General features: G+C 61.2%; 18 protein-coding genes and 1 tRNA gene. 17 read left to right on the top strand and 2 right to left on the bottom strand.

From position 1 onward, the window contains the following. Positions 1–268: 268 nt before the first annotated feature. The 3 genes from ACZCWR_RS09460 (at position 269) to aroC (ending at position 3,998) form a co-directional block, all read left to right on the top strand. Complete coding sequence (locus ACZCWR_RS09460; RefSeq protein ID WP_487300514.1) at positions 269–739, top strand: CBS domain-containing protein; 471 nt, start codon at positions 269–271, stop codon at positions 737–739. A gap of 165 nt (positions 740–904) precedes the next feature. Beyond that, positions 905–2,833, top strand: coding sequence for an MFS transporter (locus tag ACZCWR_RS09465; RefSeq protein WP_487300515.1), 1,929 nt, complete (start codon positions 905–907; stop codon positions 2,831–2,833). A gap of 58 nt (positions 2,834–2,891) precedes the next feature. Continuing rightward, positions 2,892–3,998, top strand: coding sequence for a chorismate synthase (gene aroC, locus ACZCWR_RS09470; protein ID WP_487300516.1), 1,107 nt, complete (start codon positions 2,892–2,894; stop codon positions 3,996–3,998). Between the two features lie 53 nt (positions 3,999–4,051). On the opposite strand, the gene ACZCWR_RS09475 is transcribed toward aroC, so the two are convergent. After that, positions 4,052–5,725, bottom strand: a complete 1,674-nt coding sequence (locus ACZCWR_RS09475) for an electron transfer flavoprotein-ubiquinone oxidoreductase (protein WP_487300517.1) — start codon at positions 5,723–5,725, stop codon at positions 4,052–4,054. Positions 5,726–5,929: 204 nt separating this feature from the next. On the opposite strand from ACZCWR_RS09475, the gene ACZCWR_RS09480 reads away from it, so the two are divergent. The 3 genes from ACZCWR_RS09480 to ACZCWR_RS09490 all read left to right on the top strand — a co-directional run bounded on the left by ACZCWR_RS09480 (position 5,930) and on the right by ACZCWR_RS09490 (position 8,029). Next, positions 5,930–6,703 (top strand): SDR family oxidoreductase, encoded by a 774-nt coding sequence (locus ACZCWR_RS09480; protein ID WP_487300518.1) that lies wholly within the window; start codon positions 5,930–5,932, stop codon positions 6,701–6,703. Positions 6,704–6,732: 29 nt separating this feature from the next. After that, positions 6,733–7,170 carry an acyl-CoA thioesterase gene (locus tag ACZCWR_RS09485; RefSeq protein WP_487300519.1) on the top strand — a complete coding sequence of 146 codons (438 nt, stop codon included), beginning with the start codon at positions 6,733–6,735 and terminating at the stop codon, positions 7,168–7,170. A gap of 322 nt (positions 7,171–7,492) precedes the next feature. Continuing rightward, positions 7,493–8,029: a 2OG-Fe(II) oxygenase gene (locus tag ACZCWR_RS09490; RefSeq protein ID WP_487300520.1), complete on the top strand. Its 537-nt coding sequence runs from the start codon at positions 7,493–7,495 to the stop codon at positions 8,027–8,029. A gap of 28 nt (positions 8,030–8,057) precedes the next feature. Here ACZCWR_RS09490 and ACZCWR_RS09495 read toward each other — a convergent pair whose 3' ends face one another. Continuing rightward, entirely contained in the window at positions 8,058–8,603 is a 546-nt protein-coding gene (locus tag ACZCWR_RS09495; protein WP_487300521.1) for a LuxR C-terminal-related transcriptional regulator, read from the bottom strand. Positions 8,604–8,818: 215 nt separating this feature from the next. On the opposite strand from ACZCWR_RS09495, the gene ACZCWR_RS09500 reads away from it, so the two are divergent. The 11 genes from ACZCWR_RS09500 to pheS all read left to right on the top strand — a co-directional run bounded on the left by ACZCWR_RS09500 (position 8,819) and on the right by pheS (position 18,936). Next, positions 8,819–9,523, top strand: a complete 705-nt coding sequence (locus tag ACZCWR_RS09500) for a CoA transferase subunit A (RefSeq protein ID WP_487300522.1) — start codon at positions 8,819–8,821, stop codon at positions 9,521–9,523. A 2-nt stretch (positions 9,524–9,525) separates the two neighbouring features. Then, entirely contained in the window at positions 9,526–10,167 is a 642-nt protein-coding gene (locus ACZCWR_RS09505; protein ID WP_487300523.1) for a CoA transferase subunit B, read from the top strand. A gap of 168 nt (positions 10,168–10,335) precedes the next feature. Then, positions 10,336–11,256, top strand: coding sequence for an alpha/beta fold hydrolase (locus ACZCWR_RS09510; RefSeq protein WP_487300524.1), 921 nt, complete (start codon positions 10,336–10,338; stop codon positions 11,254–11,256). Positions 11,257–11,323: 67 nt separating this feature from the next. Continuing rightward, entirely contained in the window at positions 11,324–11,677 is a 354-nt protein-coding gene (locus tag ACZCWR_RS09515; protein WP_487300525.1) for a RidA family protein, read from the top strand. Between the two features lie 21 nt (positions 11,678–11,698). Next, a complete protein-coding gene (locus ACZCWR_RS09520; protein ID WP_487300526.1) occupies positions 11,699–13,933 on the top strand; it encodes a RelA/SpoT family protein in 2,235 nt (744 codons plus the stop codon). Between the two features lie 115 nt (positions 13,934–14,048). Next, a tRNA-Val gene (locus ACZCWR_RS09525) sits at positions 14,049–14,125 on the top strand. Between the two features lie 295 nt (positions 14,126–14,420). Continuing rightward, positions 14,421–16,328 (top strand): threonine--tRNA ligase, encoded by a 1,908-nt coding sequence (gene thrS / locus ACZCWR_RS09530; RefSeq protein ID WP_487300527.1) that lies wholly within the window; start codon positions 14,421–14,423, stop codon positions 16,326–16,328. A 46-nt stretch (positions 16,329–16,374) separates the two neighbouring features. Beyond that, entirely contained in the window at positions 16,375–16,902 is a 528-nt protein-coding gene (gene infC, locus ACZCWR_RS09535) for a translation initiation factor IF-3 (RefSeq protein ID WP_074168877.1), read from the top strand. A gap of 228 nt (positions 16,903–17,130) precedes the next feature. Beyond that, positions 17,131–17,328 (top strand): 50S ribosomal protein L35, encoded by a 198-nt coding sequence (rpmI, locus tag ACZCWR_RS09540; RefSeq protein ID WP_006052501.1) that lies wholly within the window; start codon positions 17,131–17,133, stop codon positions 17,326–17,328. Between the two features lie 28 nt (positions 17,329–17,356). Continuing rightward, the gene (gene rplT, locus ACZCWR_RS09545; protein ID WP_035990405.1) at positions 17,357–17,716 is read left to right on the top strand and encodes a 50S ribosomal protein L20; all 360 of its coding nucleotides are present in this window, start codon (positions 17,357–17,359) and stop codon (positions 17,714–17,716) included. Between the two features lie 206 nt (positions 17,717–17,922). Then, entirely contained in the window at positions 17,923–18,936 is a 1,014-nt protein-coding gene (pheS, locus tag ACZCWR_RS09550) for a phenylalanine--tRNA ligase subunit alpha (protein WP_487300528.1), read from the top strand. Positions 18,937–18,995 lie beyond the last annotated feature (59 nt).

The raw sequence follows: 18,995 nt of genomic DNA on the forward strand, positions 1-18,995 counted from the left end.
ATGGCGCGGGCGGCGGAGAATATCGGTCATTCATCGTAACATCGCGATTGCGCGCTCAAACCTAGGGCGAACGCGGCGATGCACAACGAGCGGGCACGAATACTGGAGATAACGCGGGCAAACCCTTGCCGGACCGGCATTCGCGGGCGGCGTTGCTTTCCTTTTGCGGGCCTTTCCGATAGCATCGAAACATGGTTCATCGCGCGTTTTCGGTCTTTTAAATCAACCTTTTTCAGCATTCGCACAGGCATACGGCAAGGAGACAATCATGCGAGTCAGCGACATTCTCAAGGTGAAAGGCAACACGCTGTTCACCGTCACACCGGATACGCCGCTCTCCGACGCCGTGGACGCGATGGCCGCGCACGATATCGGCTCGCTCGTGGTCATGGAGTACGGCGATCTGGTCGGCATGCTGACGTTCCGCGAGATCATCGTCACGTTGCGCGATAACGGCGGCTCGGTCGGCACCACGACCATCCGCAAGATCATGGACGATCATCCGCTCACCTGCACGCCGGAAACGGACGTCAACGAAATCCGCCGCATGATGCTCGAACATCACGTGCGTTATCTGCCGGTCATGGAGAAGCGCGAACTCATGGGCGTCATTTCGTTCTACGACGTGGCGAAGGCCGTGGTGGAGGAGCAGGGTTTCGAAAACCGCATGCTCAAGGCGTATATCCGCGACTGGCCGGAAGAAGAGAAGGAGAAGGAGCAGCCGCACGAGGCGCGATGAGCGTCCGCATGACGCGTTTTTCGTCGAAGCCAGGCCTGCGCCTGAAGCGCCCCGCAAGGGGCGTTTTTTTCGTCTGCGCGGATACTTTGTGTGTCTCGGCGACGGCCCGTGCAGGTTCATCCTTTAACATGCGGCTTCGATCTACTAAACGATATAACAAGAACCATGAGTGACAATCCGCCGCGCGTTGCCCAACGCGAAAAGGGCGATGGCCACGGCCAGTTCAGACTGCTCGGAGAACGCCGTTTCGCACCGTTCTTCTGGACGCAGTTCTTAGGCGCGATGAACGACAACGTGTTCAAGATCGGCTTCACGTCGCTTGTCACGTTTCAGGCGGCGCGCTTTTCCGCCGTCGATCCGGGCACGGCGGCGTTCCTCATTTCAGCAATCTTTATCGTGCCGTTCGTGCTGTTTTCCGCGACGTCCGGACAGATCGCCGACAAGTACGACAAGGGCACGCTCGCGCGACTCGTCAAGACTTTCGAGATCGTCGTGATGTTGATCGGCGGCGCGGGTTTTCTGCTGCACAGCGCGCCGCTTTTGTACGCGTGCACGTTTCTGATGGGCGTGCATTCCACCGTGTTCGGACCGGTGAAGTACGCGTACCTGCCGCAGCATCTGGATTCGCATGAACTCGTCGGCGGCAACGGATTGGTCGAGATGGGCACGTTCGTCGCGATTCTGTTCGGCACGATCATCGGCGGAGCGGCGGCGGGCGCGGCGGACTGGGGCGCGCCGGTGCTGGCGGGCGCGTGTCTCGCGTTCGCGCTGATCGGGCGCGCGGTGTCGTCGTTCATTCCGAAGTCGGAGGCGTCGCAGCCGGGGCTCGCGCTGAACTGGAATCCGTTCACGGAGACGTGGCGCAATCTCAAGCTCGCGAAGTCCGACCGCACGGTGTTTCTGAGCCTGCTCGGCATCTCATGGCTGTGGTTCGTCGGCGCGACGTTTCTCACGTCGTTCTTCAACTTCGCGAAGGACGTGCTGTCGGGCAATCCGGATGTCGTGACCGTGCTGCTGGCGACGTTTTCCATCGGCATCGGCACGGGGTCGTTGCTGTGCGAGAAGCTGTCGAAGAAGCGCGTCGAAATCGGGCTGGTGCCGTTGGGTTCGATTGGCATCAGCGTGTTCGCGATCGATCTGTTTTTCGCCAGCCATAAGATCGCGCCGGTGTCGCATCTGCTCGATGTAAAGGAGTTTCTGCTCGTGGCGCGGCACTGGCGCATTCTCGCGGACCTGTTCCTGCTCGCCATGTTCGGCGGCTTCTACAGCGTGCCGCTTTACGCGCTCATTCAGGCGCGCAGTCAGCCGACGCATCGCGCGCGCATCATCGCGGCGAACAATATCCTCAACTCGGGCTTCATGATCGTGTCCTCGCTGATGGCGCTCGCGTTGACGTCGATGGGCGTCGGCATTCCGGGGTTATTTCTCGCGACGGCGCTGCTCAATGTGGTCGTCGCCGTGTACATCTATTCGCTGGTGCCGGAGTTCTTGCTGCGCTTCATGGCGTGGGTGCTGGTGCACACGTTCTACCGCATCCGTCTGGTGGATGCCGAGCGCATTCCCGCGCACGGTGCGGCGGTGCTGGTGTGCAATCACGTGAGTTTCGTGGATGCGGTCGTCATCATGGCCGAAAGCCCGCGGCCGATTCGCTTCGTGATGGACCATCGCATCTTTCGCACGCCGGTGCTCGGGCGTTTGTTTCGCCGCGTGAAGGCCATTCCGATCGCGCCCGCGCACGAGGATGCCGACATGCTGGAACGCGCGTATCGGGAATGCCAGCGCGCGCTGGAAGAGGGCGCGCTGGTGTGCATCTTTCCGGAAGGGAAACTCACACGCACGGGCGACATCAATCCGTTCAGGGGCGGCGTCGCGGAGATTCTGCGGCGGCATCCCGCGCCCGTTGTGCCGATGGCGCTGCGCGGTTTGTGGGGCAGCGTGTTCTCGCGTCACGAAGATGCCCAATGGCCGCGCCCGATGCATCGCGGCGCGATGACGCGGCTCACGCTCGCGGTCGGCATGCCGATCGCGCCGGAAGAGGCGACGCCGGATCATCTGCGGGAAGTCGTGTCGGCGCTGCGCGGGGCCAAGAGATGAAAGCAGGCGCGCTGGCATAATAGCGTTCTCCCCAGACACTTTTTTTCAGGTCGACGTCATGTCCGGCAATACCCTTGGCACGCTCTTTACCGTCACGAATTTCGGCGAGTCGCATGGTCCGGCGATCGGCTGCGTGATCGACGGCTGCCCGCCGGGCATGGCGCTCACCGAAGCGGATATTCAGGCGGAACTCGATCGCCGCCGGCCCGGCACGTCGCGGCACGTCACGCAGCGTCAGGAAGCGGATCAGGTCGAGATACTCTCGGGCGTGTTCGAAGGCGTGACCACGGGCACGCCCATCGCGCTGCTCATCCGCAACACGGATCAGCGTAGTAAGGACTACGGCAATATCGCACAGACCTTCCGCCCCGGTCACGCCGATTACACCTATCTGCAAAAGTATGGTGTGCGCGATTATCGCGGCGGCGGGCGTTCGTCCGCGCGTCTCACCGCGCCGACGGTGGCGGCGGGCGCGGTCGCGAAGAAGTGGCTGCGCGAGAAGTTCGGGCTGGAAACGCGCGGCTGCATGAGCGCGCTGGGCGAGATCGAGATTCCGTTCGTGGATTGGAAGCATGTGCCGGAAAATCCGTTTTTCTCGCCGAACGCGGAGATCGTGCCGACGCTCGAAGCGTACATGGACGATCTGCGTCGCGATGGCGATTCGGTCGGCGCGCGCATCGAAGTGACGGCGAGCGGCGTGCCGGTGGGCCTCGGCGAGCCGCTGTACGACCGGCTCGATGCCGACATCGCCCACGCGATGATGGGCCTGAACGCGGTGAAGGCGGTCGAAATCGGCGCGGGTTTCGCGAGCGTCGCGCAGCGCGGCTCGCAACATGGCGACGAGATGACGCCCGAAGGTTTCAGCACCAACAACGCGGGCGGCATTCTGGGCGGCATTTCGAGCGGTCAGGACATCACCGTGTCGATCGCGATCAAGCCGACGTCGAGTATTCGCACGGCGCGGCAGTCGATCGATCGCGATGGCGCGCCCGCCACCGTCGAAACCTTCGGGCGACATGATCCGTGCGTGGGCATCCGCGCGACGCCCATCGCGGAAGCGCTGCTCGCGCTCGTGCTGATGGATCACGCGCTCAGGCATCGCGCGCAATGCGGCGATGTGATCGTCGCGACGCCGAAGATTGCCGCGCAAGCGCCATCGAAATAAAAAAACGCCGGTTCAAAACGAACCGGCGTTTTTTTTGCCTCTGCCGAACGCCTTTACATGTTCGGATAATTCGGCCCGCCGCCGCCTTCCGGCGTGACCCACACGATGTTCTGCGTCGGGTCCTTGATATCGCACGTCTTGCAGTGCACGCAGTTCTGCGCGTTGATCTGCAGGCGCTCGCCGCCGTCGTCCGTCTTCACGAACTCATACACCTGCGCCGGGCAATATCGGCCTTCAGGGCCAGCATACGTCCGCCAGTTGATGTTCACCGGCACGTTCGGGTCTTTCAGCGTCAGATGCGCCGGCTGATTCTCCTCATGATTTGTGTTCGAAATGAACACCGAAGAAAGCCGGTCGAATGTGAGCTTGCCGTCCGGCTTCGGATACACGATCGGCTTGCTCTGCGACGCGGGTTTCAACATTTCATGATCCCAATGCTGATGATGCAGCGTCCACGGCACATTGCCGCCCATCACCTTCTGCTCAAGCCCGACCATGAAGGTGCCGAGATACAGGCCCTTGCTCATCCACTGCTTGAAATTGCGTGCGCGGTACAGCTCGGTCTTGAGCCATGAGTTTTCGAAGGCTTCCGGATAGGCCGCGAGTTCGTCGTTCTGACGGCCGGCTTGCAGCGCATCGAACGCGGCTTCGGCGGCCATCTTGCCGGATTTGATCGCTGCATGACTGCCCTTGATGCGCGAGGCATTCAGGAAACCGGCGTCATCGCCCGCCAGCGCACCGCCGGGGAAAACGAGCTTCGGCAACGACATCAGACCGCCCGCGGTGATCGCGCGCGCGCCATAGGAAATGCGCTTGCCGCCTTCGAGGAACGGGCGAATGGACGGATGCGTCTTGTAGCGCTGAAACTCGTCGAACGGCGACAGATACGGATTCGAATACCCCAGCCCGACCACGAAGCCGACCACCACCTGGTTATTGTCCATGTGATAGAGGAACGAGCCGCCGTAGGTGTCCGGATCGAGCGGCCAGCCCGCCGTGTGGATGACCAGACCAGGCTTGTGCTTGACCGGATCGATCTCCCACAACTCCTTGATGCCGATGCCATACACCTGCGGATCGGCCTTCTGGGCGAGCTTGAATCTATCGATCAACTGACGGCCGAGATGCCCGCGCGCGCCTTCGCAGAAAATCGTGTACTTGCCGTGCAACTCCATGCCGAGCTGGAAATTCTCGGTCGGCTGTCCGTCTTTCCCGATGCCCATGTTTCCGGTGACGACGCCTTTCACCGCGCCATCGTCGCCGTAAAGAATTTCCGCCGCTGGAAAGCCCGGAAAAATCTCGACGCCCAGTTCTTCGGCCTGCTGACCGAGCCAGCGCGTGACATTGCCCAGACTGATGACGTAGTTGCCGTGGTTCTTGAAGTTGTCGGGAAGCAGCCAGTTGGGCACTTGCTTGGCGCTGTCCTGCGACAGGAACAGGAAGCGGTCTTCCGTCACTTCGACATCGAGCGGCGCGCCTTTTTCCTTCCAGTCGGGGATGAGTTCGGACAGGCCGCGCGGGTCCATCACCGCGCCCGAAAGAATGTGCGCGCCGACTTCCGAGCCTTTCTCCAGCACGCAGACGCCGACTTCGACGCCATTCTCCTGCGCCAGTTGCTTCACGCGGATAGCGGCCGACAGACCGGCCGGCCCGCCGCCGACGATGACGACGTCGTATTCCATCGATTCGCGGGGACCGTATTGTTCGATCAGGCTCGCCGGGGTCATCAATGCTCCTGTGTACCGTTAGAATGGCCTTCTGGGGATCGCGTATTGTCAGCGAACGTCAAGCCCGCCGCAACCGATCCCGGCTAATTTAGCACGAGCGTACTTATGCTCCGGAGAACTCGATATCCGTGCCGGTGCTAGTGTCGTGAAGGCGCGCGGTATGCGTCTGGCAAGGCTGAATCAACCACACAACAAGGAAACACAATGGGCCGTTCGATCAATCTGGAAGGCAAGGTTGCGCTGATTACAGGCGCATCCAGTGGACTCGGCAAGCGTTTCGCGCAGGTGTTGTCGCAGGCGGGCGCCAAGGTGGTGCTGGCGAGCCGGCGCACCGAGCGTCTCAAGGAACTGCGCGCGGAGATCGAGGCATCGGGCGGCGCGGCGCATGTCGTCGCGCTCGACGTGATGGACTACCAGAGCGTGAAATCGGCGGTCGCGCACGCGGAAACCGAAGCGGGGACCATCGACATCCTCGTGAATAACGCGGGCGTCTCGACCATGCAGAAGCTGACGGACGCCACGCCCTCGGACTTCGAATTCGTGTTCGGCACGAACGTGCGCGGCGCGTTCTTTGTCGCGCAGGAAGTGGCCAAGCGCATGATCATGCGCGGCAACGACGCGGCCAAGCCGGCGTATCGCATCATCAATATCGCGTCGGTGGCGGGCTTGAGGCCGTTTCCGCAAATCGGGCTCTACTCGATGAGCAAGGCCGCCGTCGTGCAGATGACCAAGTCCATGGCGCTCGAATGGGGCCGTCACGGCATCAATGTGAATGCGATCTGCCCGGGGTATATCGATACCGAGATCAACCATCATCACTGGAAGACCGAGCAGGGCCAGAAACTCATGTCGATGCTGCCGCGCCGGCGCGTGGGCAAGCCCAGCGATCTCGACGGCCTCTTGATGCTGCTCGCCGCCGACGAATCGCAGTTCATGAACGGTTCGGTGATTTCCGCCGACGACGGCTTTGCTCTCTGACGCCTCCTTTTATCCCAACGCCTGAATCGATGAGCAACGACCACGCCTTTCACCCCGTCTTCGAACTGTCCATGCCGATCCGTTGGGGCGACATGGACGCGTTCGGCCACGTCAACAACACCGTGTATTTCCGTTACATGGAGCAGGTGCGGATTTCGTGGTTCGAGCAGATTGGCATCGCGGGCGGCAATGGCGAAGGGCAGGGGCCGGTGATCGTGAATGCGTCGATGGATTTTCTGCGGCAGTTGCATTATCCGGGCGATGTCATCGGCCGGATGTCGGTCGGCGAGCCCGGACGCAGCAGTTTCCAGACGCATTTCGAACTCGTGCGCGCGGACGATCTCGCCACGCCCTATGCGCGTGGTGCGGCCAAGGTCGTGTGGGCGGATTACGCGGCGGGGAAGTCGGTGGCGTTGCCGGATTTGCTGCGGCGGATCGTCGGCTCGGCCACGACGGGCGCAATCTAGATCGTTCGCGATGCAATGCCAAACGTGAAAGCGGCAGCGTCAAAAAAGACGCTCCCGGCATACCGATTTCGCTCGTTCGTCGGTCCACTCTTTTTCAAATCGGCAGGCCCATTTGAATTCATCTGATATATGCTCGATGACGGTCTTTCGCGCTTAGGCATGAGCTTATTTCGGCGGATACAGCGAAACCAAAGGCTTAAAAATAACGAGCAAACACTTTCAGAATTCAACTGAATTTGAAGTCGAGATTGTGGAAAATACAGCAAATCAATCGCCGGAACAGAAGCTTTCTTCACCCACGCTACCGCAGGACTACGCGTGCATGCCTGACGTGTTCAGTCCGCAGGACATCGCGCGGATTATCGCGCTGGGTGAATCGAAATCGAAAGAAACGGGAAGAGTCGCCAACACTCCGGAAAGCAATATCAGGCGTTCGGAAATTGGCTGGATTTCGTGTGACCCGGAGTCGCAATGGCTATACGACGTCATCGTGGCGAGTGCGAACGTGGTCAACGAGAAAACGTTCGGATTCGACCTCTGGAATATCGAACCGCTTCAATACGCGGTTTATCAAGGCTCGACTTCAACGCCGGGTCACTATGCATGGCACGTCGACATGAGTCTTCGCACGTTGGCGCCGCGCAAGCTGAGCATCGTCATTCCGTTATCGGATTCGAACGAATACGAGGGCGGTGATTTTGAATTCATGTATGGCGGCGCCGCGCCCGCCAGAACGATCGACCGGGAACCGGGGGCGATTCATTTCATACCGAGCTGGTGCGTGCATCAGGTGACGGCGGTGACGAAAGGGCTGCGTCGTTCGTTGGTCGGATGGTGTGTGGGACCGCAGTTTCGGTGATCGTCGAGTTGGGCTTCGTTTGTTCGATTCATGTCCCGAGCAGCCTTTGCAAAAGCTCGGTGGCGTTGCCCGTATCGTATTTGCGCATGAGCCGCGCGCGATAGATATCCACCGTGCGCGGACTGATATCGAGCACGCGGCCAATCTGCTTGCTCGTTTTGCCCGTCACCAGTTGCGCGGCGATTTCCCGCTCGCGCGGCGTCAGTTCTATGGCCACGCGCCGTGTCGCGCTCAAATCCTCGAACGTCCAGACGCCCGCTGCGTGCGGCGCGGCGCGATCCAGCGCGCGGCCCGTCACGTGGCACCAGAACAGTTCGCCGTTCACGCGCTTCATGATGCGGTCATCGCCATACGTGCCCTGAGTGCTGATCTGCGCGGCGATCCGCTCGCCGATGCGCGCAAATTCGTCCGGCGACGGATACAGCACCTCGAACGACTGGCCGATGAGCGACGCGCGCGCAAAGCCGAACATCGCGCAAAGTTCCTCGTTGCAATCCTCGATGATGCGCGCGCGAGAAAGCACGAGCCCGACGGGCGCAAGTTGAAACGCGGTTTGGTAATCCAGTGCTCGCATGAGAATTCGGCGTCTCTTGCCGGTTTCGCTTGCAGCAGGAACCAAAGCGCACGGGCAAAGACTTATGTATTTTTGCGTATTGTGCCGGATCGCCCGGCCAGCGTACTCTTTCGCCACGCCAACAAATCGCCGCACGCCCGCTCGCGGGGCGTCACGGCGACCAACAAGCAGCCGGTTTCCAATCAGTCGGTTTCACTCATGGAAGGGACACACAGATGAACAAGGTCTATCCCAGCGCGAAGGCCGCGCTCGAAGACATCGTCAAGGACGGCCAGACCTTCGCGGTCGGCGGCTTCGGGCTGTGCGGCATTCCCGAGGCGCTCATCGCGGCATTGCGCGATTCGGGCGTCAAGGGCATTACCTGCATCAGCAACAACGCGGGCGTGGATGGCTTCGGGCTCGGCCTGCTGCTCGAAACGCGTCAGGTCAAGAAGATGATTTCTTCATACGTCGGCGAGAACAAGGAATTCGAGCGGCAATATCTGGCCGGCGAACTCGAACTCGAATTCACGCCGCAAGGCACGCTGGCGGAAAAGCTGCGCGCGGGCGGCGCGGGCATTCCGGCTTTCTTCACGAATACGGGTTTCGGCACGGTGATCGCGGACGGCAAGGAAACGCGCCAGTTCGGCGAGAACCACTACGTGCTCGAACATTCGCTGACCGCCGATGTCGGTCTGGTCAAGGCGTGGAAGGCCGACAAGTCGGGCAACCTGATCTATCGCCGCACGGCGCGCAACTTCAACCCGATGTGCGCGATGGCCGGCAAGATCACCGTGGCGGAAGTGGAGGAAATCGTCGAAGTGGGCGAACTCGATCCCGATCACATCCATACGCCGGGCATTTTCGTGCAACGGCTGGTCCTGAATGCGCAGCCGGAAAAGCGCATCGAACAACGCATCGTCCGCGCGAAAGGAGAGTAATCATGGCTTGGAATCGTGATCAGATGGCCGCGCGCGCCGCGAAGGAATTGCAGGACGGCTTTTATGTGAACCTCGGCATCGGCTTGCCGACGCTCGTCGCCAATCATGTGCCGGATGGCATGGAAGTGTGGCTGCAGTCGGAGAACGGGCTGCTCGGCATCGGGCCGTCGCCGTATGAAGACGAAGTGGATGCGGACCTCATCAACGCGGGCAAGCAGACGGTGACCACGCTGCCGGGTTCGTCGATCTTTTCCTCGGCGGATTCGTTCGCGATGATTCGCGGCGGCCACATCAATCTGGCCATTCTCGGCGCCATGCAGATCAGCAAGACCGGCGACCTGGCCAACTGGATGATCCCCGGCAAGATGATCAAGGGCATGGGCGGCGCGATGGACCTCGTGGCGGGCGTGAAGAAGGTCGTCGTGTTGATGGAGCACGTCGCCAAGGGCGATCAGCACAAGATCCTCGAATCGTGTTCGTTGCCTCTTACGGGCGTGGGCGTGGTGGATCGCATCATCACGGACCTGGGCGTGATCGACGTGACGGAGAAGGGCCTGAAGCTGGTCGAACTGGCGGATGGCGTGACGGTCGAGGAGATTCAGCAAAAGACCGGCGCACCGCTCGATGTGTCGAGCGTGAAGTGAACGTCTGACGCATATCCAGCGTTGGAAAAAAACGGGCGGAGCTTCAGGGCTTCGCCCGTTTTGTTTGCGATGGCGACGCGCGTTGGGGTCATCCGTTCGGCCTAAGCACGCACGTTGCCGCATCAGCCGCTTTACAATCGATTCGAACCTTGGCCCAAAGGAAAACTCATGACCGCAACCATCGTCGTCGAAGCGCCTCAGTCCGATATCGGCGTGCCACGCCAGCGTTTCGTGCAGTGCGCGAGCCCGGCGGGGCTGCATCGCATGGCTTACACGGAATGGGGCGATCCGGCGAATCCGCGCGTGCTGTTGTGCGTGCACGGGCTCACGCGCTCGGGCCGCGATTTCGATCGCGTGGCGCAGGCGTTGGCGGGCGATTATCGCGTGGTGTGTCCCGATGTGGTCGGGCGAGGCCTGTCCGATTGGCTCGCCGATCCGCGTCATTACGGCGTGCCGCAATATGTCGCCGACATGGTGACGCTGATCGCGCGCCTGAACGTGGAAACGGTGGACTGGTTCGGCACCTCGATGGGCGGGCTGATCGGCATGGCGTTGGGCGGCTTGCCCGGCACGCCCATCCGCAAGATGCTGCTCAACGATGTCGGGCCGCATATCGAGCCGGTGGCGCTGGCGCGCATCGGCGACTACCTCGGCAGGCCCGCGCAGTTCGCCTCGCTCGATGAAGGCGTGAAGCACGCGGCGGCGCTCGCGTCGTCGTTCGGACCGCTGACGGACGAGGAATGGACCGGCATCAACACGCCGCTCTTACACGAGAAGGACGGCGGCTGGACGTTCCGCTACGACCCCGGCATTGCAGCGCCGTTCAAGGCTTCGACGCCGGAGCAGAGTGCGGCGGGAGAGGCGTATTTGTGGCATGCGCTGGCGTCGGTCAAGACGCCGGTACTCGTGGTGCGTGGCGAAACATCGGACCTGCTCTCGCGGGAAACGGTCGCGCAGATGGTCGAGAAAGGGCAGGCCGTGACGAGCGTGGAAGCGCGTGGCGCGGGTCACGCGCCTGCGTTTCTGTCGGACGAGCAGATCGGCATCGCGCGGGGCTTCTTTCTCGGAAATGCCGGCGGCGCGGCATAATATCGGGTTGAGCGCCCGGCGCTTCGTCCCAATATTGCATCGTCAACTCATCAGGAACTGAACAGACATGGCAGTCACTCGTCATCACGTCGGCGCACGGCTTTCGGAAATCGCCATCCATAACGGCACGGTCTATCTCGCAGGCCAGATCGCCGAGGACACCGATCAGGACATCACCGGCCAGACGCGCGAAGTGCTTGGTCACATCGACCGTTTGCTGGAAGAGGCGAACAGCGACAAGGCGCACTTGCTGTCGGTGCAGATCTTCATCTCCGATCTGGTGCATTTCGACGGCATGAACGCCGTGTGGGATGGCTGGGTCGCGAAGGGCGACACGCCGCCGCGCGCCACTGTGGAATCGAAGCTGGCGAACCCCGCGTGCCTTGTGGAAATCGTCGTCGTGGCCGCGCAGCGTAGCTGATCGCGCCGTGGCTTTGCCCGTATGACCGAGTCCGACGTCCTCAGCGAAACCTGGCCCGAGCCGTCCATCGACGACGCGCTCGCGTTCGTGCGCGAGCATGCGCGGGACGTGCGCGTATCCACCGGCGAACTGCTCGCGGATCACGCGACAGGCACCGCGCGCATCATGCAGACGCTCAACGTCGATGCGCACGCCATCGCGGCGGCGGCGCTGTTCGTGCTCGCGCCGCATCTGGACGATCCGGACAAGGTGATCGCGGAGCGCTTCGGGCCGGAAGTGCAGCGCCTGGTCGGCGATGTCCGCAAGCTCCTGCGTCTAGGCTCGGTCAGTTCGCGCGCCACGCTCGCGACCTTGCCCGAGAACACACGCGATGCGCAGGCCGCGCGCCGCGCGCAGGTCGAGGCATTGCGCAAGATGCTGCTGGCGTTCGCGCAGGATATTCGCGTGGTGCTCATTCGACTCGCGTCGCGCTTGCAAACTTTGCGTTACCACGCGGCGACCAAGACCGAACCCGCGCCGGAAGTGGCGAGCGAAACGTTCGAGATTTACGCGCCGCTCGCGAATCGGTTGGGCATCTGGCAACTGAAGTGGGAACTGGAGGATTTGTCGTTCCGCTTCGAAGACCCGGTCACTTACAAGCGTATCGCCAAGTTGCTCGACGAGAAGCGCATCGAGCGCGAGTCGTATGTGACCGAGGCCATCGCGCGTCTGCAAACGGAACTCGACACCGCGCACATCAAGGCCGAAGTGAGCGGGCGGCCCAAGCACATCTATAGCATCTGGAAGAAGATGCGCGGCAAGCATCTCGACTTCTCCGAACTGAACGATGTGCGCGCGTTTCGCGTGATCGTCGGCGATATCAAGGATTGCTACACGGTGCTGGGCATCGTGCATAACCTGTGGCAGCCGGTGCCGCGCGAATTCGACGACTATATCTCGCGGCCCAAGCCGAACGGCTACAAGTCGCTGCACACGGTCGTGATCGGCGACGACGGGCGCGCGTTCGAAGTGCAGATTCGCACGCAGGAGATGCATCAGTTCGCGGAATACGGCGTGGCGGCGCACTGGCGCTACAAGGAAGCCGGCACGCGCGGTTACGCGGGCGCGGTGACCGCGAGCGAGAAGTACGACGAGAAGATCGCGTGGCTGCGTCAACTGCTCGCGTGGAAGGATGACGTCGAAGGCGAGAACGACAGCGAACCGCGCGGTTGGCAACATCTGCGCGACGCCACGCTCGACGACGACCATATCTACGTGCTCACGCCACAGGCGCGCGTGGTCGCGTTGCCGCACGGCTCGACGGCCGTGGACTTCGCGTATCACGTGCATAGCGATCTGGGCCATCGCTGCCGCGGCGCGCGCGTCGATGGCGCGATGGTGCCGCTCAACACGCCGCTGCAAAACGGGCAGACGGTGGAGATCGTCGCGGTGAAGGAGGGCGGGCCGTCGCGCGACTGGCTCAATCCGAACCTCGGCTATCTGCATAGTCCGCGCGCGCGGCAAAAGGTGCGCGCGTACTTCAACACGGTCGACGCGGCGGAGACCATCGCGGATGGCCGCGCGATCGTCGAAAAGACTTTGCAGCGCGAAGGGAAGACCTCGGTCAATCTCGATCAGCTTGCGGCGAAGCTGGGCTTCAAGGCGCAGGAGGAGTTGTACGCGTCGGTCGGCAAAGAGGAGTTCAGCCTGCGCAACATCGAACAGGCTCTTTCCGATGCCCCGCCGCCCGAGCCGGAACCGGAAGCGCCGGAACAGTTCGAAAAGCGCAGCAGCGGGCAGAGCGTGGCGCACGGCGCATCGGCGGGCGTGCTGGTGGTCGGTGTCGATGCGCTGCTCACGCAACTCGCGCGCTGCTGCCGGCCCGCGCCGCCGGACCCGATCGCCGGTTTCGTCACGCGCGGCAAGGGCATGTCGATTCATCGCAGCGACTGCGCGACGTTCCAGCGCATGGCGCAGCGCTCGCCCGAACGCGTGTTGCACACGACCTGGTCCGCAGAGGTGATGAACGGGCGCGGGGCGTCGGTGTATCCGGTGGATCTGTCGGTCGAGTCGGCGGATCGGCAGGGTTTGCTGCGCGATATCTCCGAAGTGTTCGCGCGTGAAAAGATCAATGTGATCGGCGTGAAAAGTCAGAGCCGCAGGAACATCGCGTATATGCAGTTCACCGTGGAAGTGTCGAACGCGGCGCAGATTCAGCGCGCCTGCACGCTGCTCGGCGAAGTGCCCGGCGTGATCCGCGCGATGCGTCGCGGCTGAAAGCGAGATCGGCCGACGAAGCGCGTCGATTCGAAAGATCGACGAAGCTTTTTCGATTTTCCGCAGACAAACGCTTGCCAAAAATCGAAACGCTCCATATAATCTCACTTCTTTCAGGCTCGTAGCTCAGCTGGTTAGAGCACCACCTTGACATGGTGGGGGTCGTTGGTTCGAGTCCAATCGAGCCTACCAACGAAAATCGAGACTTCGGTGGATATTCATCTCACGGGGTTTCAACCGCAAGAAGCGCTCAGCGCAAAAGGCGAACAACATGGTACTTCGAACGTTGACCGAAACATTTTCGGAGCGACGCTAGTCGAGGACCTAATTCGCCTTCTGCCAAATTGTTTCGCGGAATGTATGAAAAGTGAATGCGGCCCCTCGATAGCGGGGCCGCATTTTTTTTATCCCTCGATTTTGCAGTTCGAGTCGCGGGGCACGATTAAGATGAACTCGCCGGGCCCACGCCGGCGTCTTGGAGAACGAAATGGTTTCGGTACGTTTGCCTGATGGGTCGGTCCGCCAATACGACCACCCGGTGACCGTCGCGGAAGTCGCGGCATCGATCGGCGCGGGCCTCGCCAAGGCGGCGCTCGCCGGCAAGCTCAACGGCGAACTCGTCGATACCTCGTTTCTGATCGACCGGGACTCGTCGCTCGCCATCGTCACCGATAAAGACCCCGAGGGCGTCGATGTCGTGCGTCATTCGACCGCGCACTTGCTGGCTTATGCGGTCAAGGATTTGTTTCCCGAGGCGCAGGTGACCATCGGACCGGTCATCGACAATGGCTTTTACTACGACTTCTCGTATAGCCGTCCCTTCACGCCCGAAGATCTGGAAAAGATCGAAAAGCGCATGCAGGAACTCGCCAAGAAGGACGAGCCGGTGTCGCGCCGCGTGGTGTCGCGCGACGAGGCGGTCGAGTACTTCATGAGCATCGGCGAGAAGTACAAGGCCGAGATCATCCAGTCCATTCCGGAGAGCGATCAAATTCGTCTGTACGGGCATGGCAACTTCATCGATCTGTGCCGCGGGCCGCACGTGCCGTCCACCGGCAAGCTCAAGGTCTTCAAGCTGATGAAGGTCGCAGGTGCGTACTGGCGCGGCGATTCCAAGAACGAACAGCTTCAGCGCATCTACGGCACCGCGTGGACCAAGAAGGAAGATCAGGACGCGTACCTCCACATGCTGGAGGAAGCGGAGAAGCGCGATCACCGCAAGCTCGGCAAGCAACTCGACCTGTTCCATCTGCAGGACGAAGCACCGGGCATGGTGTTCTGGCATCCGAAGGGCTGGTCGGTGTGGCAGCAGGTCGAGCAGTACATGCGCCGCCGCGTGAACGAAGCCGGTTACCTCGAAATCAAAACCCCGATGGTGATGGACCGTTCGCTGTGGGAAGCGTCGGGACACTGGCAGAACTATCGTGAAAACATGTTCACGACCGAATCGGAGAAGCGCGATTACGCGATCAAGCCGATGAACTGCCCCGGCCACGTGCAGGTGTTCAATCACGGTCTGCGTTCGTACCGCGATCTGCCGATGCGTTACGCCGAGTTCGGTTCGTGCCATCGCAACGAGCCGTCGGGCGCGCTGCATGGCCTGATGCGCGTGCGCGGTTTCGTGCAGGATGACGCGCACATCTTCTGTACCGAAGATCAGTTCATCGCGGAATCCATCGCCTTCAATACGCTGGCGATGAGCGTGTACAAGGACTTCGGCTTCGATCATATCGACATCAAGCTGTCGCTGCGTCCGGAACAGCGCGCCGGCACCGATGAAACCTGGGATCGCGCCGAACAGGGTCTGCGTGAAGCGCTGACCGCGTGCGGCGTGAAGTGGGAAGAACTGGCGGGCGAGGGCGCGTTCTACGGTCCGAAGATCGAATACCACATCAAGGATGCGCTCGGCCGCTCGTGGCAATGCGGCACGCTCCAGCTCGACATGGTGCTGCCGGAGCGGCTCGGCGCAGAATACGTGGCCGAGGACAACAGCCGCCGCCGTCCGATCATGCTTCATCGCGCGATCGTCGGGTCAATGGAGCGCTTTTTGGGCATCCTGATCGAGCACCACGCTGGTGCCATGCCGCCGTGGCTCGCGCCGACTCAGGCAATCGTGCTCAATATTGCCGAAAGTCAGGCAGAATACGCCGCGCAATTGGCCCAATCGTTGCAAAAACAAGGGCTTAGAGTGGAGTCCGATTTGCGCAACGAGAAGATTAGCTATAAAATACGGGAGCACACGCTGCAAAAGGTTCCCTATTTGCTGGTCGTCGGGGACAAGGAGCGTGAAGCGAATACCGTGGCCGTGCGTGCGCGTGGCGGTGTCGACTTGGGCGTGATGCCGGTCGATACGTTCCTCGGACGTCTGCAGCAGGAAGTGCGGGCGTTGAGGTAAGTCACTCGCAGCGCGGCTTGTTTTTCATTTTTAGAGGAACCGTAACATCGCTACTGATAAGTCGTCACATCGCATCAACGGTGAAATCACTGCGCCGGAAGTGCGCCTGGTCGGAGTGGACAATGAGCCGCTCGGAATCGTGAAACTGGCCGAGGCTTTCCGTCAATCGGAACAGCTCGACGTGGATCTCGTCGAAATCGCGCCGCAGGCCTCACCGCCTGTCTGCCGTCTGATGGATTACGGCAAGTTCAAGTACTCGGAAGCGAAGAAGCAGCACGAGGCGAAGCTCAAGCAGAAGATCGTGCAGGTGAAGGAAGTCAAATTCCGCCCCGGCACGGATGACGGTGACTACAACGTCAAGCTGCGCAACCTCACGCGCTTCCTCGAAGACGGCGACAAGACGAAAATCACGTTGCGTTTTCGCGGCCGCGAAATGGCCCACCAGGAAATCGGCATGCGCATGCTCGAACGTCTGAAGACGGATCTGGACGAATACGGTCAGGTCGAGCAAATGCCGAAGATGGAAGGCCGTCAGATGATCATGGTGCTTGCCCCGAAGAAAAAGGGTAAGTAACCACAAGCAGGAAGCAATGGATCGCGCGCCGTCGTCAGGCGGTCGGCGCGGCATTGTCGGCAGTTTCGGAGCTGTGCCGTTAAAATGGCGCGGCTCGTGAAAAGCGGCGGTTTGCAAAGACCGCACGCCTATAAGTGGAGCGTGGGTTTCGAAGGGCGGGAAGGGGTCTTGGCCAGCACGGGAAGATCAGCCGCACACCCATGACCATCTAAAAAGTGGAGTAGTTTCATGCCGAAGATGAAGACCAAGAAGAGTGCTGCAAAGCGCTTCGTGGTGCGTCCGGGCGGTACCGTCAAGCGCGGTCAGGCCTTCAAGCGCCACATTCTTACCAAGAAAACCACGAAGAACAAACGCCATCTGCGTGGCTCGACGGCCGTTCATGATTCCGATCTGAACTCCGTGCGCGCAATGCTGCCGTTCGCCTAACCTCAACTTAAACTCATAGGAGCGCAACATGCCTCGAGTAAAACGTGGGGTTACCGCACGGGCCCGTCACAAGAAGATCATTCGTCTGGCCAAGGGTTACCGCGGCCGTCGCAATAACGTCTATCGCATCGCCAAGCAGGCGGTCATGCGCGCAGGCCAGTACGCCTACCGCGATCGCCGCAACAAGAAGCGTGTGTTCCGCGCATTGTGGATCACGCGTATCAACGCGGCGGTGCGTCAGCACGACATGACGTACAGCGTGTTCATCAACGGCCTGAAGAAGGCGTCGATCGAACTCGACCGCAAGGTGCTGGCTGACATGGCTGTGTTCGACAAGGCTGCTTTTGCTGCTATCGTTCAGCAGGTGAAAGCCGCCGTTGCAGCCTAATTGCGAAATTAGTACTGCGTGGTTCGCCTCCTCGTCGCCGGGTAGTTGACGGCGGCGCGAAGGCAGAAAACGGGGCTCTCACCGAGCCCCGTTTTTGTTGGTCGGACGGTTTTGCTTATCCACGCCACCAAGCACGTGCATGATCGAACGTGGATCAGCAAAACCGAACCTCAGTGTGAATTTTCGACGTAGAGAAGATGGGATCAATGGATCTGGACCAGATTGTCGCCGATGCGCAAAGCGCCTTTGAACACGCCACCGATGCCACCACGCTCGAAAACGAGAAGGCGCGCTTTCTCGGCAAGTCCGGCGCGCTGACCGAATTGCTCAAGGGCTTGGGCAAGCTCGATCCGGAAGCGAAGAAGACCGAGGGCGCGCGCATCAATGTGGCGAAGCAGAAGGTGGAAGCGGCGCTCAACGCGCGTCGTCAGGCGTTGGCGGATGCGCTCCTGAACCAGCGCCTCGCCGAAGAAGCCATCGACGTCACGCTGCCGGGGCGCGGCGCGGGCGCGGGCACGCTGCATCCGGTCATGCGCACGTGGGAGCGTGTCGAGCAGGTGTTTCGCTCGATCGGTTTCGATGTGGCCGACGGTCCCGAGATCGAAACCGACTGGTACAACTTCACGGCGCTCAACAGTCCCGAAAATCATCCGGCGCGCTCGATGCAGGACACGTTTTACGTCGATGGCAAGGACACCGAAGGCCGTCCGCTGCTCTTGCGCACGCATACCAGCCCGATGCAGGTGCGTTACGCGCGCATGAACAAGCCGCCCATCAAGGTGATCGTGCCGGGCCGCACCTATCGCGTGGACAGCGACGCCACCCATTCGCCCATGTTCAATCAGGTCGAAGGGCTGTGGATCGAGGAGAACATCAGCTTCGCCGATCTGAAGGGCGTGTACAGCGATTTCCTGAAGAAATTTTTCGAGCGCGACGACATTCTCGTGCGCTTCCGCCCGTCGTATTTTCCGTTCACGGAGCCGTCCGCCGAGATCGACATGATGTTCGAGCACGGCAAGAACGCGGGCAAATGGCTGGAAATCTCGGGCTCGGGGCAGGTGCATCCGACCGTCATCCGCAACATGGGGCTGGACCCGGAGCGCTATATCGGCTTCGCGTTCGGCAGCGGCCTCGAACGGCTGACCATGCTTCGCTACGGCGTGCAGGATTTGCGTTTGTTCTTCGAGAACGATCTGCGTTTTCTGCGACAGTTCGCCTGAGCACGCCGCCTGCCCGCGACGTCCGGCATCGAACGCACACGCGTTGAGCCGGACCCGAG

It is taken from the genome of Caballeronia sp. A2-2, assembly GCF_057612605.2.